Source organism: Pseudomonas sp. E141, from assembly GCF_052659885.1.
This window is the reverse complement of sequence record NZ_CP084024.1, coordinates 4,387,861-4,401,562: the sequence shown is the minus strand read 5'-3', so window position 1 is coordinate 4,401,562 and position 13,702 is coordinate 4,387,861. Positions and strand designations below refer to the sequence as shown.

General features: G+C 58.6%; 16 protein-coding genes. 8 read left to right on the top strand and 8 right to left on the bottom strand.

The annotated features are described in order from the left end of the window. Positions 1-8: 8 nt before the first annotated feature. Together GKKCFE_RS19745 and argF are read right to left on the bottom strand one after the other, a co-directional pair. The gene (locus GKKCFE_RS19745) at positions 9-1,118 is read right to left on the bottom strand and encodes an ABC transporter ATP-binding protein (RefSeq protein WP_305466634.1); all 1,110 of its coding nucleotides are present in this window, start codon (positions 1,116-1,118) and stop codon (positions 9-11) included. Beyond that, the gene (gene argF, locus GKKCFE_RS19740) at positions 1,115-2,035 is read right to left on the bottom strand and encodes an ornithine carbamoyltransferase (protein WP_047227024.1); all 921 of its coding nucleotides are present in this window, start codon (positions 2,033-2,035) and stop codon (positions 1,115-1,117) included. Before argF ends, GKKCFE_RS19745 begins: the two co-directional genes overlap by 4 nt. A gap of 194 nt (positions 2,036-2,229) precedes the next feature. On the opposite strand from argF, the gene GKKCFE_RS19735 reads away from it, so the two are divergent. From GKKCFE_RS19735 to grxD, 4 genes are all read left to right on the top strand, one after another. Beyond that, on the top strand, positions 2,230-2,355 hold the full coding sequence (locus GKKCFE_RS19735) for a hypothetical protein (RefSeq protein WP_257220644.1): 126 nt from the start codon (positions 2,230-2,232) through the stop codon (positions 2,353-2,355). Positions 2,356-2,402: 47 nt separating this feature from the next. Continuing rightward, on the top strand, positions 2,403-2,690 hold the full coding sequence (locus GKKCFE_RS19730; protein ID WP_047227023.1) for a hypothetical protein: 288 nt from the start codon (positions 2,403-2,405) through the stop codon (positions 2,688-2,690). Positions 2,691-2,821: 131 nt separating this feature from the next. After that, positions 2,822-4,930, top strand: coding sequence for a molybdopterin oxidoreductase family protein (locus GKKCFE_RS19725; RefSeq protein ID WP_445577001.1), 2,109 nt, complete (start codon positions 2,822-2,824; stop codon positions 4,928-4,930). 99 nt (positions 4,931-5,029) lie between these two features. Then, a complete protein-coding gene (gene grxD / locus GKKCFE_RS19720) occupies positions 5,030-5,371 on the top strand; it encodes a Grx4 family monothiol glutaredoxin (RefSeq protein WP_047227021.1) in 342 nt (113 codons plus the stop codon). Between the two features lie 196 nt (positions 5,372-5,567). Here the strand turns inward: grxD and bfr are convergent, their stop codons facing one another. Together bfr and GKKCFE_RS19710 are read right to left on the bottom strand one after the other, a co-directional pair. Further along, on the bottom strand, positions 5,568-6,041 hold the full coding sequence (gene bfr, locus GKKCFE_RS19715) for a bacterioferritin (protein ID WP_047227020.1): 474 nt from the start codon (positions 6,039-6,041) through the stop codon (positions 5,568-5,570). A 199-nt stretch (positions 6,042-6,240) separates the two neighbouring features. Beyond that, positions 6,241-6,459, bottom strand: coding sequence for a bacterioferritin-associated ferredoxin (locus GKKCFE_RS19710; protein WP_047227019.1), 219 nt, complete (start codon positions 6,457-6,459; stop codon positions 6,241-6,243). 303 nt (positions 6,460-6,762) lie between these two features. Here GKKCFE_RS19710 and GKKCFE_RS19705 point away from each other — a divergent pair, with 303 nt between their 5' ends. Continuing rightward, entirely contained in the window at positions 6,763-7,365 is a 603-nt protein-coding gene (locus GKKCFE_RS19705) for a peroxiredoxin (RefSeq protein ID WP_047227018.1), read from the top strand. Positions 7,366-7,567: 202 nt separating this feature from the next. Here the strand turns inward: GKKCFE_RS19705 and rnt are convergent, their stop codons facing one another. Then, a complete protein-coding gene (rnt, locus tag GKKCFE_RS19700) occupies positions 7,568-8,245 on the bottom strand; it encodes a ribonuclease T (RefSeq protein WP_047227017.1) in 678 nt (225 codons plus the stop codon). Beyond that, on the bottom strand, positions 8,242-9,288 hold the full coding sequence (gene pyrC, locus GKKCFE_RS19695; protein WP_445577000.1) for a dihydroorotase: 1,047 nt from the start codon (positions 9,286-9,288) through the stop codon (positions 8,242-8,244). The genes rnt and pyrC overlap by 4 nt, the downstream gene beginning before the upstream one ends. 191 nt (positions 9,289-9,479) lie before the next feature. Between pyrC and GKKCFE_RS19690 the strand changes: the two genes are divergently transcribed. Together GKKCFE_RS19690 and GKKCFE_RS19685 are read left to right on the top strand one after the other, a co-directional pair. After that, positions 9,480-10,442, top strand: a complete 963-nt coding sequence (locus GKKCFE_RS19690) for a flagellar protein MotY (RefSeq protein WP_047227015.1) — start codon at positions 9,480-9,482, stop codon at positions 10,440-10,442. 127 nt (positions 10,443-10,569) lie between these two features. Then, positions 10,570-11,787, top strand: coding sequence for an argininosuccinate synthase (locus GKKCFE_RS19685; protein ID WP_024779511.1), 1,218 nt, complete (start codon positions 10,570-10,572; stop codon positions 11,785-11,787). Here GKKCFE_RS19685 and GKKCFE_RS19680 read toward each other — a convergent pair. Next, positions 11,735-12,289: a hypothetical protein gene (locus tag GKKCFE_RS19680; protein ID WP_240539595.1), complete on the bottom strand. Its 555-nt coding sequence runs from the start codon at positions 12,287-12,289 to the stop codon at positions 11,735-11,737. The two genes, GKKCFE_RS19685 and GKKCFE_RS19680, sit on opposite strands and share 53 nt — an antisense overlap. A 469-nt stretch (positions 12,290-12,758) precedes the next feature. Between GKKCFE_RS19680 and GKKCFE_RS19675 the strand changes: the two genes are divergently transcribed. After that, positions 12,759-13,385, top strand: coding sequence for a response regulator transcription factor (locus GKKCFE_RS19675; RefSeq protein WP_047227014.1), 627 nt, complete (start codon positions 12,759-12,761; stop codon positions 13,383-13,385). A 56-nt stretch (positions 13,386-13,441) separates the two neighbouring features. Here GKKCFE_RS19675 and GKKCFE_RS19670 read toward each other — a convergent pair whose 3' ends face one another. Then, on the bottom strand, positions 13,442-13,624 hold the full coding sequence (locus GKKCFE_RS19670) for a PA3496 family putative envelope integrity protein (RefSeq protein ID WP_047227013.1): 183 nt from the start codon (positions 13,622-13,624) through the stop codon (positions 13,442-13,444). Positions 13,625-13,702: the final 78 nt, after the last annotated feature.

Below are 13,702 nucleotides of genomic sequence, written 5' to 3'. Positions count from 1 at the left end.
AATTGCTTCTAGCTGGCAGTACTGTAGCGCCGCACGCCGCTTTCCACGGGGGGTATATGGGCCGCCGTGCTCCCTGACGCCTGGAACAGCACCAAGTGTTCAGCCGCTACGCGGATGCCGACGTGGTCCCCCACCAGATGGTCGGCATGGCTCGGGAAAATGGATTCCAGCTGCGCTCCGGTCGGCAATTGCAGGCGATACAGGGTTGAAGCCCCCAGGAACGTCTTGCCGACAATCCTGCCTGTGAGCGGACTGTCCGGTGCGTAGACGATATCGTCCGGGCGCAGCAGCACATCCACCGCACCACCGATGGGCCAGGTGTAGGCCCGATTGCCGCGCAGGATACCCAGCTCGGTTTGCACCGATTCCGGGCTGTCGAGCTGGCCGCGAATGAAGTAACCCTGGCCAATGAAGCTGGCGACAAATGGCGTCAGCGGTTCATGGTACAGATTGTAGGGCGTATCCCACTGTTCCAGCCGACCCTCCTTGAATACCCCGACATGGTCGCTCACCGCGAAGGCTTCTTCCTGATCGTGGGTTACCAGAATCGCGCTGGTGCCGCGGACCTTGAGAATGTCCCGCACTTCATGGCTGAGCTTGCGTCTGAGCTCACCATCGAGATTGGAGAACGGTTCGTCGAGCAGCAGCAATTGCGGTTCCGGCGCCAGGGCGCGAGCCAGGGCCACACGTTGTTGCTGACCCCCGGACAGTTCATGGGGAAAGCGCTTGCCCAGGCTCTTCAGGTTGACCAGCTCCAGCAGTTCCTCGACCACGCGGTCCTTGTCCGGATGCTTGCGAATGCCAAACGCAATGTTCTCCGCCACGCTCAGGTGAGGGAACAGCGCATAGTCCTGAAATACCATGCCGATGCGGCGTTTTTCCGGGGCGAGGGTGAAGCCGGCGCGGGAGATGGTTTCCCCCGCCAGCTGGATCTCACCTTCCTGTACCGGTTCGAAACCGGCGATGGCTCGCAGCGTCGTGGTCTTGCCACACCCGGACGAGCCGAGCAGGCAACCGATATCCCCGGCATTGAGGTGCAGGTTGAGGTTCTGGACGACGCGCTGGTTTTGATAACCGCAAGTCAGGTTCTGCAGGTTCAGTAGCAGGGTATGGCTCATGCGTGGTGGTACGCCGGCTCGACCAGAAACTCGAGCAAGGCCTTTTGTGCGTGAAGGCGATTTTCTGCCTGATCCCATGCCACGGAGCGTGGATCGTCCAGCAGGTCGACGCTGATCTCCTCGCCGCGATGGGCCGGCAGGCAGTGCATGAACAGCACGTCAGCGTCCGCCAGGTCGAGCAGGGCGCGGTTGACCTGAAGTGGCGCGAACAGTTTCAGACGCTTGGCGGTTTCTTCTTCCTGGCCCATCGAGGTCCAGACATCAGTGCTCACCAGGTGCGCGCCGGCCACGGCCTGTTTCGGATCACGGACGATGGTCACCCGGCTCCCGGCCTTGGCCACCAGTTCGGCACTGGGGTCGTAGCCTTCCGGACAGGCGATGCGCAGCTGGAAGTCGAACTGGATCGCGGCTTCTATATAGCTGTTGCACATGTTGTTGCCATCGCCGACCCAGGCCACGGTCTTGCCCTGAATGGAGCCGCGGTGTTCGAGGAACGTCTGCATGTCGGCCAGCAACTGGCAGGGGTGCAAGTCATCGGACAGACCATTGATCACCGGTACGCGCGAGTGCGCCGCAAACTCAGTCAGCGTGCTGTGGGCGAAGGTACGGATCATCACCGCATCAAGCATGCTCGACATGACGATGGCGCAGTCGCCGATCGGTTCGCCACGGCCCAGCTGGGTGTCGCGGGGCGACAGGAAGATTGCCTGGCCGCCGAGCTGGATCATGCCGGCTTCGAAAGAAATACGGGTGCGGGTCGATGACTTCTCGAAGATCATCCCCAGCACACGGTTTTTCAGGGGCTCGAACAGTACGCCGCGATTACGCAGGTCCTTGAGCTCCACGCCTCGACGGATCACGCCGAGCAACTCGTCGGGCGTGAAATCCATCAGGGAGAGAAAGTGCCTTGCGCTCATGATTGACTACCTTTTGTCACTGATCGCAGATGCTCAAAGCCTTGTTTCATGAAAAAACGGGCGAGACCTGCGGCAAAAGCCGCACGGGGCGACGAAATAGGGGAAGGCGCGATCTTATAAGGAAATGTCGCGTCTTACCAATAGGGCTACAGTTTTAGGGGATTTCAGCGAGGTCATAGCAGGTTGGCGAAGACATGTATGAAGCCGGTTTCCTGACAGCAGCCACCCATTTGTACACCGGCCTTGCGCAGCTTGGCAATCAAACCGGGGCGTTATTGAATGATTTGGCCGGCCTGTTCCTGGGCGTGAATATTTCCTAATGCCAGGGCCTGGGTTATAAATGAACCTCAGACGCAGGAGCCCCGAAATGGATTCGAAAGAGCAACAATTGATGGAACTACTGGGGCTGACAGCGCGCTCCCTGACTCACCTGACCGCCTCGGTGACGTCCATGTCATTCGAGTTGCTGCGCAGCGATGACGAGGTGACCAAGGCAGCAGGTCGACGCATGATCGATCGCATGGCCACCATCAGCAGCGGGCTCGACGAGCATTGGCGATTGATCGGAGAGTTGACGGGCGTGCCCATTGCTCACGAGCAAGTGGAAACCATCGAGGAAATCCAGTTGCTGGCGCCGCCTTCCGAGCAGCCTTGAGCTCACTGCATCGGCGGGCCTGATGCACGGCAATTCACAGGACGAACGTCGCTGGCGCAGGGGGGGATCACGCGCCATAGTTTTGTTCCCGCGGCCGAAAGCGCCCGTTACGAATAAAATAGAGGCTGGCCATGACCAAGACTCTCCACCACCGTGCGTGCCATCTGTGCGAAGCCATCTGTGGCTTGACCCTTGAAACCACCGAGACCGAAGGCCAGGGCCTGGCGATCACCTCGATCAAGGGCGATCCACTGGACAGCTTCAGTCGCGGCCACATCTGCCCCAAGGCGGTAGCGCTGCAGGATATCCAGAACGACCCGGATCGCCTGCGCCAGCCCATGCGCCGGGTCGGTAGCGAGTGGCAGCCTATTGCCTGGGACGATGCCTTCGCGCTGGTGGCCGAACGTCTGGCGGGCATCCAGGAACGCCACGGTCAGAACGCGGTAGCGGTCTACCAGGGCAATCCCAGTGTGCATAACTATGGGCTGATGACCCACAGCAACTATTTTTTGGGCCTGCTGAAGACGCGCAGCCGGTTTTCGGCGACTTCGGTGGACCAACTGCCTCACCACCTGACCAGCCACCTGATGTACGGTCACGGCCTGTTGTTGCCGATACCGGACATCGATCACACCGACTTCATGTTGATCCTGGGCGGCAACCCGCTGGCCTCCAATGGCAGCATCATGACCGTGCCGGACGTGGAAAAGCGCCTCAAGGCGATCCAGGCCCGTGGCGGTAAAGTGGTGGTGGTCGATCCCCGTCGCAGCGAAACGGCGGCTATTGCCGACCAGCATGTGTTCGTGCGCCCGGGTGGCGATGCCGCTTTGCTGTCTGGTGTGCTCAATACCCTGTTCAGCGAGGGCTTGACCCGTGACAGCCACCTGCCGGTGGATGGCCTGGAAGACGTGCGCCAGGCCGTCGCGACCTTCACGGCTGAAGCGATGAGCCCGCTCTGTGCTGTGTCGGCTACGCAGATCCGGCAGTTGGCCCGGGACTTCGCTGCCGCGCCTTCAGCGGTCTGTTATGGACGGATGGGCGTCTCAACCCAGGCGTTCGGCACGCTGTGTCACTGGCTGATTCAACTGATCAACCTGGTGACCGGCAATCTTGACCGGGTCGGTGGGGCCCTGTGTACCGAGCCTGCGGTGGACCTGGTTGCGACCACCTCGGGAGGGCATTTCAATCGCTGGCAAAGCCGGGTATCCGGGCGTCCCGAGTACGCGGGCGAGTTGCCGGTTTCGGCTCTGGCCGAGGAAATGCTCACCGAGGGCGAAGGCCAGATTCGTGCGCTGGTCACCGTGGCGGGCAACCCGGTGCTGTCCACTCCCAACGGACGGCAACTGGAGCAGGCGCTGGACGGGTTGGAGTTCATGGTCAGCGTCGATCTGTACATCAACGAAACCACGCGCTACGCCGACCTGATCCTGCCATCCACCTCGGCCCTGGAAAACGACCATTACGACACCACGTTCAATCTGTTCGCGGTGCGCAACGTGACCCGTTTCAACCGGGCGATCCTGCCCAAGCCCGAAGGGGCGCTGCACGACTGGGAAATTTTCGTCGGACTGGCCAAGGCTTTCGCTGCCAGAACCGGCAAGGAACTCAAGCCGACCATGCCGCCGGCGCAAATGATCGATTTCGGCCTTCGTGCCGGCGCCTATGGCGACGCCTCGCCGCATAAGCTGTCCCTGGCGACCTTGTTCGACCATCCCCATGGCATCGACCTGGGCGCCCTCAAGCCCAACCTGGCGCCACGCTTGAAAACCGAAAACCAGCGAGTGCAGGCTGCACCGGCGGTCATTCTTGCCGACCTCGCGCGCTTTGCCGGGTTGCAGGCACCACAGGCGGATGAGTTGCTGATGATTGGCCGACGTCACGTGCGCAGCAATAACTCCTGGATGCACAATTTCCACCGCCTGGTGAAGGGCAAGCCGCGTCATCAATTGCTGATGCACCCGGAGGATCTGAGCAGTCGCGGGTTGAGCGACGGGCAGCGGGTGAAAGTCAGTTCGCGGGTGGGTATGCTTGAAGTCGAGGTGCAGGGTAGCCTGGACATGATGAAAGGCGTGGTCAGCCTGCCCCACGGTTGGGGCCATGCCCGGCCGGGCGTGCAGATGGCCATTGCCAGCGCCCAGCCCGGTTCGAGCGCCAATGACCTGACCGATGACTGTCAGCTGGATGAGTTGTCTGGCAATGCAGCGCTCAATGGGGTTCCGGTGAAGGTGGTGGCTGCGTGAATTTGTCTCTCGGGGAGACCGAGCAGCGTGCTCGGCTTTCCGTTACAATGCGCCACCGTGTCGACAACTGAAGTCGCAAAGTTTAAGCCGAGGTGCTCCGTGGATATCATCGAAACGATTAAAGACCAGATTGCCAACAACACCATCCTGCTTTACATGAAAGGCTCGCCGAATGCGCCACAGTGCGGCTTCTCGGCCAAGGCTGCTCAGGCTGTGATGGCGTGTGGCGAGAAGTTTGCCTACGTGGACATCCTGCAGAACCCGGAAATCCGCGCCAACCTGCCCAAGTACGCCAACTGGCCAACTTTCCCGCAACTGTGGGTGGCCGGTGAGCTGATCGGCGGTAGCGATATCATGACCGAGATGGCGGCCGACGGCTCTTTGCAGGCCACGATCAAGGCTGCTGCCGAAAAAGCGGCTGCGAACAAGACAGAAGCCTGATTCACGGACAAACAATGTGGGAGCGAGCCTGCTCGCGATGAGGGCGTGTCAGTCAACGTGTTGTGACTGATAGACCGCTATCGCGAGCAGGCTCGCTCCCACAAAGGTTTTGCGCTGTGGCCTGGAAATCCAGGCAATAAAAAGCCCCGCCTCTGGAAAGAGGGCGGGGCTTTTTATTGGCTTGCTTTTGGGGAAGTTACTCTTCGCCCATCTGCGATTGCAGGTAGTTCTCAAGACCCACTTTGTCGATCAGGCCCAGTTGGGTTTCCAGCCAGTCGATGTGTTCTTCCTCGGACTCGAGGATGTCTTCAAGCAGTTCGCGGCTGCCGAAGTCGCCAACGCTCTCGCAATGGGCGATGGCGACTTTCAGGTCGGCGTGGCCGGCACGCTCGATCGTCAGATCGCACTTGAGCATTTCCTGAGTGTGTTCGCCGATGTGCAGCTTGCCCAGGTCCTGGACGTTCGGTAGACCTTCGAGGAACAGGATGCGCTTGATCAGCTTGTCCGCGTGTTTCATCTCGTCGATGGACTCGTGGTACTCGTGCTTGCCCAGCTTGTTCAGGCCCCAATCCTCATACATGCGCGCATGCAGGAAGTATTGGTTGATCGCGACCAGCTCATTGGCGAGGATCTTGTTGAGATGCTGGATGACTGTAACGTCGCCTTTCATGGTGAGGGCCTGCCCTGTAATAGCTGTGTATAGGGCTGAGTTTGAGCCGCACACTGACGAGTGTCAAACCTAAGTTATTGAATAATAAATGAAAATTAATCGGAATAAGAATGTTTGTGTTCCGCGTCTAGAGGCTAAGCGCTTGATTTAAAGGCATAAAAAAACCGGACATTGAGCCCGGTTCTTCAAGAAGCTGGATTTAAGCGGCAGTAAATTCTACCGGATAGGGAATCGAGGCCTGGGCCGTTTGCATTTTGGCAAGGGTTTCGCGAACCACTTCCTTGGCCAGGCACGCACATTTGCCGCATTGGCTGGCTACGCCGGTGGCCTGGCGGACTTCGCGGTAGCTGCAGCAGCCTTCATAGATCGCTTCGCGGATTTGTCCGTCGGTGACGCCAGTGCAGAGGCAAACATACATAAGTAAGAACCGTCGCTGGTTGTGACTCAATTGAGACGGATCTTAATGTTAACGAGAATGATTGTCAAAGTGGTTTCTGAAACCCTTGGGCCAGAGCTGACGAACGGTTTTTTATCCAGGGCCAATGAGGGGGCATGCCAAGGGAAAGGATTTTTGGACTCGCCGAAAAACCGTTGAAGACAGTCCAAATTCGCGGTGTATGATGATCGGCCCTTGCAAGCGGGTTCGTGTCACAGGGCTGTCGCCTGAGGGTGGCAGGCTGGCCCGGACCTTGTTTTCACGTTATTCACCAGGAGATATCCAATGAGCGTACTCGTAGGCAAACAAGCCCCTGACTTCACCGTCCCGGCCGTGCTCGGCAACGGCGAAATCGTCGACAGCTTCACCCTGTCCTCGGCCATCAAAGGCAAATACGGCCTGGTGTTCTTCTACCCGCTGGACTTCACCTTCGTCTGCCCATCCGAGCTGATCGCGCTGGATCACCGCATGGACGACTTCAAGGCCCGCAACGTTGAAGTGGTTGCCGTTTCGATCGACTCGCACTTCACCCACAACGCCTGGCGCAACACGGCTATCAACGCTGGTGGTATCGGCCAGGTGAAATACACCATGGCTGCCGATATGAAGCACGAAATCGCCAAGGCCTATGACGTTGAGTCCGAAGGCGGCGTGGCCTTCCGTGGCGCGTTCCTGATCGACGACAAGGGCGTTGTCCGTTCGCAGATCATCAACGACCTGCCACTGGGCCGTAACATGGAAGAGCTGATCCGTCTGGTCGACGCGCTGCAATTCCACGAAGAGCACGGCGAAGTGTGCCCAGCCAACTGGAAAAAAGGCGACAAGGGCATGACCGCATCCCCTGAAGGCGTTGCCGCCTACCTGGGCGAGCACAGCGACAAGCTGTAAGCGCAACAGGCACAAAAAAACCGGCCCTCGATGGGCCGGTTTTTTTATGGGGAAGGATTTATCCCAATTGTTTAAAAACACCAGAAACAGCTGTGGGAGCAAAGCTTGCTCGCGATACAGGCGCCTCGGTATCTCTGGGATACCGTGTCGTTTTCATCGCGGGCAAGCCTTGCTCGCACCGTCCTGATGCTTACTCAGCACATCAGTCGTCGAAATCCTGCCAGCCACCCATTTCTTTCCAGCGATTGACGATGCCGCAGAACAGCTCGGCCGTCTTCTCGGTGTCGTAGCGGGCCGAGTGGGCTTCACGGCCATCAAAGTCGATGTCGGCCGCCTGGCAGGCCTTGGCCAACACGGTCTGGCCGTATGCCAGGCCGGCAAGGGTCGCGGTGTCGAAGCTGGAAAACGGATGGAACGGGTTGCGCTTCATGTCAAGGCGCGCCACGGCGGCATTGAGAAAGCCCAGGTCGAAGCTGCTGTTGTGGCCGACCAGGATCGCCCGTTTGCAGCCGTTGGCCTTCAGGGCTTTGCGCACGCCTCGGAAGATGTCGGTCAGGGCCGTCTCTTCACTCACCGCCATGCGCAATGGGTGATCAAGCTTGATCCCGGTGAACTCCAGGGCTGCCGCCTCAATGTTGGCGCCTTCGAACGGTTCGACGCGGAAGAAATAGGTGTGATCAGGGAACACAAAACCTTTTTCGTCCATGCCAATGGTGGTCGCAGCGATTTCCAGCAGCGCATCGGTGGCGGAGTTGAAACCGCCGGTTTCTACGTCGACCACGACCGGCAGGTAGCCCCGGAAGCGGGCTGCCATGGGGTGACGGGCAGCGCCCGAACCACCGTTGCCGTCCAGCTCGTCGTCGAAATGATCTTCACTCACACACTTTCCTCCAGCAGGCGCCAGCGCAGTTTTTCACCGGCGCGCAGCGGGATAACAGTCAGCTCGCCAAAAGGCAGGCTGGCGGGGGCGGTCCACTCGTCGCGAACCAGGGTAATACGATCAGTGTTCACCGGCAGGCCATAGAAGCGCGGGCCGTGGAGGCTGGCGAAGCCTTCGAGTTTGTCCAGCGCATTGCGCTGCTCGAACGCCTCGGCATACATCTCGATGGCGGCATAGGCGGTGTAGCAGCCAGCGCAACCGCAGGCCGCTTCCTTGGCGTGCCGGGCATGGGGCGCCGAGTCCGTGCCGAGGAAGAACTTGGCGCTGCCGCTGGTGGCAGCGTCGAGCAAGGCTTCTTGATGGGTGTTGCGCTTGAGGATCGGCAGGCAATAGAAGTGCGGCCGGATCCCGCCCACCAGCATATGGTTGCGGTTGTACAGCAGGTGATGTGCGGTAATGGTCGCGCCAACGTTCGCCGAGGCTTCGTTGACGAACTGCACGGCATCACCGGTGGTGATGTGTTCGAACACCACCTTGAGCGTCGGGAAGCGTTCCACGACGCGACGCATGTGCTCATCGATGAAGATTTTTTCGCGGTCGAACACGTCGACGTCGCCACGAGTGACTTCACCGTGGATCAGCAACGGCATCCCGACTTCGGCCATGGCCTCCAGCGCCGGGAAAATCTTGTCGATGCTGGTGACGCCGGAGTCCGAGTTGGTGGTGGCGCCGGCGGGGTACAGCTTGGCGGCATGGACGAAGCCGCTGGCCTTGGCCTCGCGTATTTCTTCGGGCTGCGTACGGTCGGTGAGGTAAAGCACCATCAGCGGTTCGAAACGGCTGCCGGCCGGGCGTGCGGCCAGGATTCGCTGGCGATAGCCGTCGGCCTCGATGGCGTTGCGCACTGGCGGAACCAGGTTCGGCATGATGATTGCGCGCCCGAAGGTGCGCGCGACATCGGCGACGGTATGGGTCAACACAGCACCATCGCGAAGATGAATATGCCAGTCGTCGGGACGCAGCAGGGTCAGGCGGTCGGACATTGGGGGGCTTCCAGGCGGGTCAAACTCTGGGGAATGCTACCGGAAAAGACCGATTCAGGCACCCGCTATCAAGTTCTGGCGCAAGTTACCGATAGCTCCTACAGGTGTGCCACGAATCCGTAAGGCGCCCCGGACAGGCGTCATACTCTCAACGTGTGTCGATCTTTGTATAAAAGCCATTGGAGCCGCCCGTGCGCCAGCGTTATTTAGCCTTGCTCAGTGTGTTTGCCAGCCTTCCCGCCATGGCGCTCACTTTCCAGACCCGTCTGGAGAGCATTGAGTGGACGGTCGAAGGCGACAAGTTCGAGTGCCGGCTGAGTCAGCCGGTCACCGATTTCGGCAGCGGCGAATTCGTGCGCCGGGCCGGCGAGCAGGCGATCTTCCGGCTCAAGTCCCATAACCCGATGCTCGGTGGTGGTTCGGCCATCCTGCTGGCGGCCGCCGCGCCTTGGCAGCCGGGACGGGGCGACATCAACCTGGGCTCGGTCAGGCTCGGCAGCGGCGATGTGCTCTTCAACAGCTCTCAGGTCCAGGCGGGCCGCTTGATCAGCGGGCTGATGGAAGGGCGCAGCCCAGTGGTACGGCGTAACACGGGGGACGGGCGGGTTTCGGAAGTCCGGCTGCTGCCCGTGCGCTTCAACAAGGCCTTCAGTGATTACCAGGGCTGCGTGGCAAAACTGTTGCCGAAGAATTTCGAGCAGGTGAAGCAATCCCAGATCGGCTTTCCCGGCGAAGGCGTTGAGCTCGATGCCCGGGCCAAGGCTCAGTTGCAGGTGATGATCGACTTCATCAAAGCCGACCCGACCGTCAACCATGTCGAACTCGACGGTCACTCCGACAATAGCGGCAATCGATTGACCAATCGTGAGCTGTCTCGTCGCCGTGCCCTGGCGGTCCAGGACTTCTTCAAGGCCAACGGCTTTCAAGAGTCGCAGATCACCGTGCGGTTCCACGGCGAACGTTACCCCCTGGTGCCCAACACCAGTGCCGCCAACCGCGCCAAGAACCGTCGTGTGGCCGTGCGCCTGGAGCGTGTGGCGGTGCCTGAAGCGCCGGCACCGCAGGCTACACCCGCCGCGCCCCCTGCCAAGGCTCCGACGCCGACCGCGACACCGGCCCAGCCCACTGCAGCCACCGCCGCGCGGACATCCTGACCCGTGAGGATCGTCGCGCGCTCGACATAATCTGTCGCTTCGTCGTCATAAGCTGTCGCGCCCCTGTAAATTATCCGCGCTGGACGTTAAACTTCTCGGCTTTCCGTACAACCCGTGGAGTGATGGCATGGCGGACGTAAACAAGGTCGTTCTGGCGTATTCCGGCGGCCTGGACACTTCGGTGATCCTCAAGTGGCTGCAGGACACTTATAACTGTGAAGTGGTGACCTTCACCGCTGACCTGGGGCAGGGCGAAGAAGTCGAGCCTGCACGCGCCAAGGCTCAGGCCATGGGCGTCAAAGAGATCTACATCGATGACCTGCGCGAAGAGTTCGTCCGTGACTTCGTGTTCCCGATGTTCCGCGCCAACACTGTTTACGAAGGCGAGTACCTGCTGGGTACCTCTATCGCCCGTCCGTTGATCGCCAAGCGCCTGATCGAAATCGCCAACGAAACCGGTGCCGACGCCATTTCCCACGGTGCCACCGGCAAGGGCAACGATCAGGTGCGTTTCGAACTCGGTGCCTATGCCCTCAAGCCCGGCGTGAAAGTCATCGCGCCGTGGCGCGAGTGGGACTTGCTGTCCCGTGAAAAGCTGATGGACTACGCCGAGAAGCACGCCATCCCGATCGAACGCCACGGCAAGAAGAAATCCCCGTACTCAATGGATGCCAACCTGCTGCACATCTCCTATGAAGGCGGCGTGCTGGAAGACACCTGGACCGAGCACGAAGAAGACATGTGGCGCTGGACCGTCTCCCCGGAGAAGGCTCCTGACACCCCGCAATACCTGGAGCTGACCTATCGCAACGGCGATATCGTCGCGCTGGACGGCGTGGAAATGAGCCCGGCCACCGTGCTGGCGACCCTGAACCGTATCGGTGGCGAACACGGCATCGGTCGTCTGGACATCGTCGAGAACCGTTATGTCGGCATGAAGTCCCGCGGCTGCTACGAGACCCCGGGCGGCACCATCATGCTGCGTGCTCACCGCGCGATCGAGTCGATCACCCTGGACCGCGAAGTGGCTCACCTCAAAGACGAGTTGATGCCCAAGTACGCCAGCCTGATCTACACCGGTTACTGGTGGAGTCCGGAGCGCCTGATGCTGCAACAGATGATCGATGCCTCCCAGGTCAACGTGAATGGCGTCGTGCGCCTGAAACTGTACAAGGGCAATGTCATCGTCACTGGGCGCAAGTCTGATGACTCCCTGTTCGATGCCAACATCGCGACTTTCGAAGAGGACGGTGGCGCTTACAACCAGGCCGACGCTGCTGGCTTCATCAAGCTCAACGCCCTGCGCATGCGCATCGCGGCGAACAAGGGTCGCAAGCTGTTCTGATCCTGGCTCCATGAAAACGGCCTGCCATGTGCAGGCCGTTTTTTTTGGGGGACCCTTTCCCCTGTGCTGCTCGTTCGTTGTGGCGCTGTTTTGCGCGTTTGGATCGATCGGCCTCGGCCAGGCCTTCCGGTGCCCGGGGGATAACCAAAATGAACAGTCGTCGCTGTTTTTTCTGTGGATGAACAGTGATCAGCCATCCTTTGCCCTTGGGCGCCCGGCGGGAAAACCGTGCGCGCCGACAGCTCGAATCATCCATGATTTTCATGAAGTGTTTGCTCTTGCGAAAATCCGAGGGCGAATATAACGAGCGATAGTTAAAGTTCAGGGTGATAAAAAAAAGAAATAATAGATAGAACGGAAAGCTGATCAGAAACCAAAGATAGTATTCACGGTCCTGATCGTCGAGGAAAGGCAGGGAGATGGCTGCCGAAGTCTCGGACAAAGTTGCGAATATAGCGATTAGCGTCATGGGGTTGGTGATGATTTTCGAAGGTTTGTTCATGGTGGATGCTCATAACATATTCAGGCTCGGTGATTGCATTAGGAAGGTGTGAGTAATTGATGAGTTCGCGGTTAAGGTATTGATCGTGGTGTTTCCTCATGGATAGGATTGAATAAATTTCGCTTATTCCTTATGTGAATTCAATTTTATTTAAATAAAACCTTTGTGGTTGTGTTGGTAAATAATTCAGTTACTTTTTATGAGGCGAGTGTTTTTTTGCTATTGGGGGACGGGGTGGATGCAGAAAAAAGCGCTTGTTTAGAGGGGCGCGGATCCCCTGATGCATCCATTTGCCTCTGTAAACAAATTTATGGCGCATTATTTCCAAGGGGATTTGTAGGATTTTTCTGTATCGCTTGTAGGTTGCGTCTCTCGGTGCGAGCGGTCAGGGGGGGCGGCATGCCAAGGTAGAATTGACTAGGCTATTGTGCGTGCTCTAAAAATTCGAACAGCGAAGTTGGATTTGCCCATGAATAAAGTGCTGATCGTGGATGATCATCCCGTCATTCGTCTTGCTGTACGTTTGCTAATGGAGCGTCATGGATATGAAGTTATTGCCGAAACCGATAATGGCGTCGATGCGTTGCAACTTTCCCGTGAACTTATGCCTGATATCGTTATTCTGGATATCGGCATTCCGAAACTGGATGGACTGGAGGTCATCGCACGCCTGACCGCCAACCCTTCACCTTTGAAAGTTCTGGTGCTGACTTCCCAGGCACCTGGGCATTTTTCGATGCGCTGCATGCAGACGGGGGCAGCCGGTTATGTGTGCAAGCAGCAGGACCTCACCGAGTTACTCAGTGCAATCAAGGCGGTGCTGTCGGGGTACAGTTATTTCCCCAATCAGGCGCTGCATACGGTGCGTTCGAGTCTGGGTAACGCAAGCGAGTCCGATATGGTCGATCGACTGTCCGGGCGAGAGATGATGGTCTTGCAGCAACTGGCTCGGGGAAAGACCAACAAGGAAATTGCCGATGGGATGTTCTTGAGCAACAAGACCGTCAGTACATACAAGACACGCTTGTTGTTGAAGCTCAATGCCCGCTCGCTGGTTGATCTGATCGAACTGGCGCAGCGTAACGGGTTAGTGTGAGTTTTTCCGGCCGCGCGTACTCAGTAAAAAGCCTCCATTCGGGAGGCTTTTACGTGTCAGAGGTCAAAGTCGTAATCGGCCAATTGTTTCTGCAAGCGGCGCTCTTCCAGCAGATTATCAATCGTGCGACGTTTGCTCAGATTGGTTTTCGCTGTTTCGACGACCACAGGTTCCACATCGTCGGCCTCAACGGCGATGAAATCGTCTTCTACATCCAGTTGTTCTTTGTCAGCACTCATGGGATCGACTCCAGGCTTAAACTGCCATTGGCGCTCCTTATATCGATAAACCACGGGCGGGTAAAAAAGATTTTTTCA

What these genes read in the sequence shown, in the direction of transcription:
- GKKCFE_RS19745 (WP_305466634.1), bottom strand. Translation starts at nt 1,118, where the DNA reads ATGAGCCATACCCTGCTACTGAACCTGCAGAACCTGACTTGCGGTTAT.
- GKKCFE_RS19725 (WP_445577001.1), top strand. Translation starts at nt 2,822, where the DNA reads ATGACCAAGACTCTCCACCACCGTGCGTGCCATCTGTGCGAAGCCATC.
- GKKCFE_RS19680 (WP_240539595.1), bottom strand. Translation starts at nt 12,289, where the DNA reads ATGAACAAACCTTCGAAAATCATCACCAACCCCATGACGCTAATCGCT.
- GKKCFE_RS19735 (WP_257220644.1), top strand. Translation starts at nt 2,230, where the DNA reads ATGTATGAAGCCGGTTTCCTGACAGCAGCCACCCATTTGTACACCGGC.
- GKKCFE_RS19670 (WP_047227013.1), bottom strand. Translation starts at nt 13,624, where the DNA reads ATGAGTGCTGACAAAGAACAACTGGATGTAGAAGACGATTTCATCGCC.
- bfr (WP_047227020.1), bottom strand. Translation starts at nt 6,041, where the DNA reads ATGAAAGGCGACGTTACAGTCATCCAGCATCTCAACAAGATCCTCGCC.
- pyrC (WP_445577000.1), bottom strand. Translation starts at nt 9,288, where the DNA reads ATGTCCGACCGCCTGACCCTGCTGCGTCCCGACGACTGGCATATTCAT.
- GKKCFE_RS19705 (WP_047227018.1), top strand. Translation starts at nt 6,763, where the DNA reads ATGAGCGTACTCGTAGGCAAACAAGCCCCTGACTTCACCGTCCCGGCC.
- GKKCFE_RS19710 (WP_047227019.1), bottom strand. Translation starts at nt 6,459, where the DNA reads ATGTATGTTTGCCTCTGCACTGGCGTCACCGACGGACAAATCCGCGAA.
- argF (WP_047227024.1), bottom strand. Translation starts at nt 2,035, where the DNA reads ATGAGCGCAAGGCACTTTCTCTCCCTGATGGATTTCACGCCCGACGAG.
- GKKCFE_RS19730 (WP_047227023.1), top strand. Translation starts at nt 2,403, where the DNA reads ATGGATTCGAAAGAGCAACAATTGATGGAACTACTGGGGCTGACAGCG.
- GKKCFE_RS19675 (WP_047227014.1), top strand. Translation starts at nt 12,759, where the DNA reads ATGAATAAAGTGCTGATCGTGGATGATCATCCCGTCATTCGTCTTGCT.
- GKKCFE_RS19685 (WP_024779511.1), top strand. Translation starts at nt 10,570, where the DNA reads ATGGCGGACGTAAACAAGGTCGTTCTGGCGTATTCCGGCGGCCTGGAC.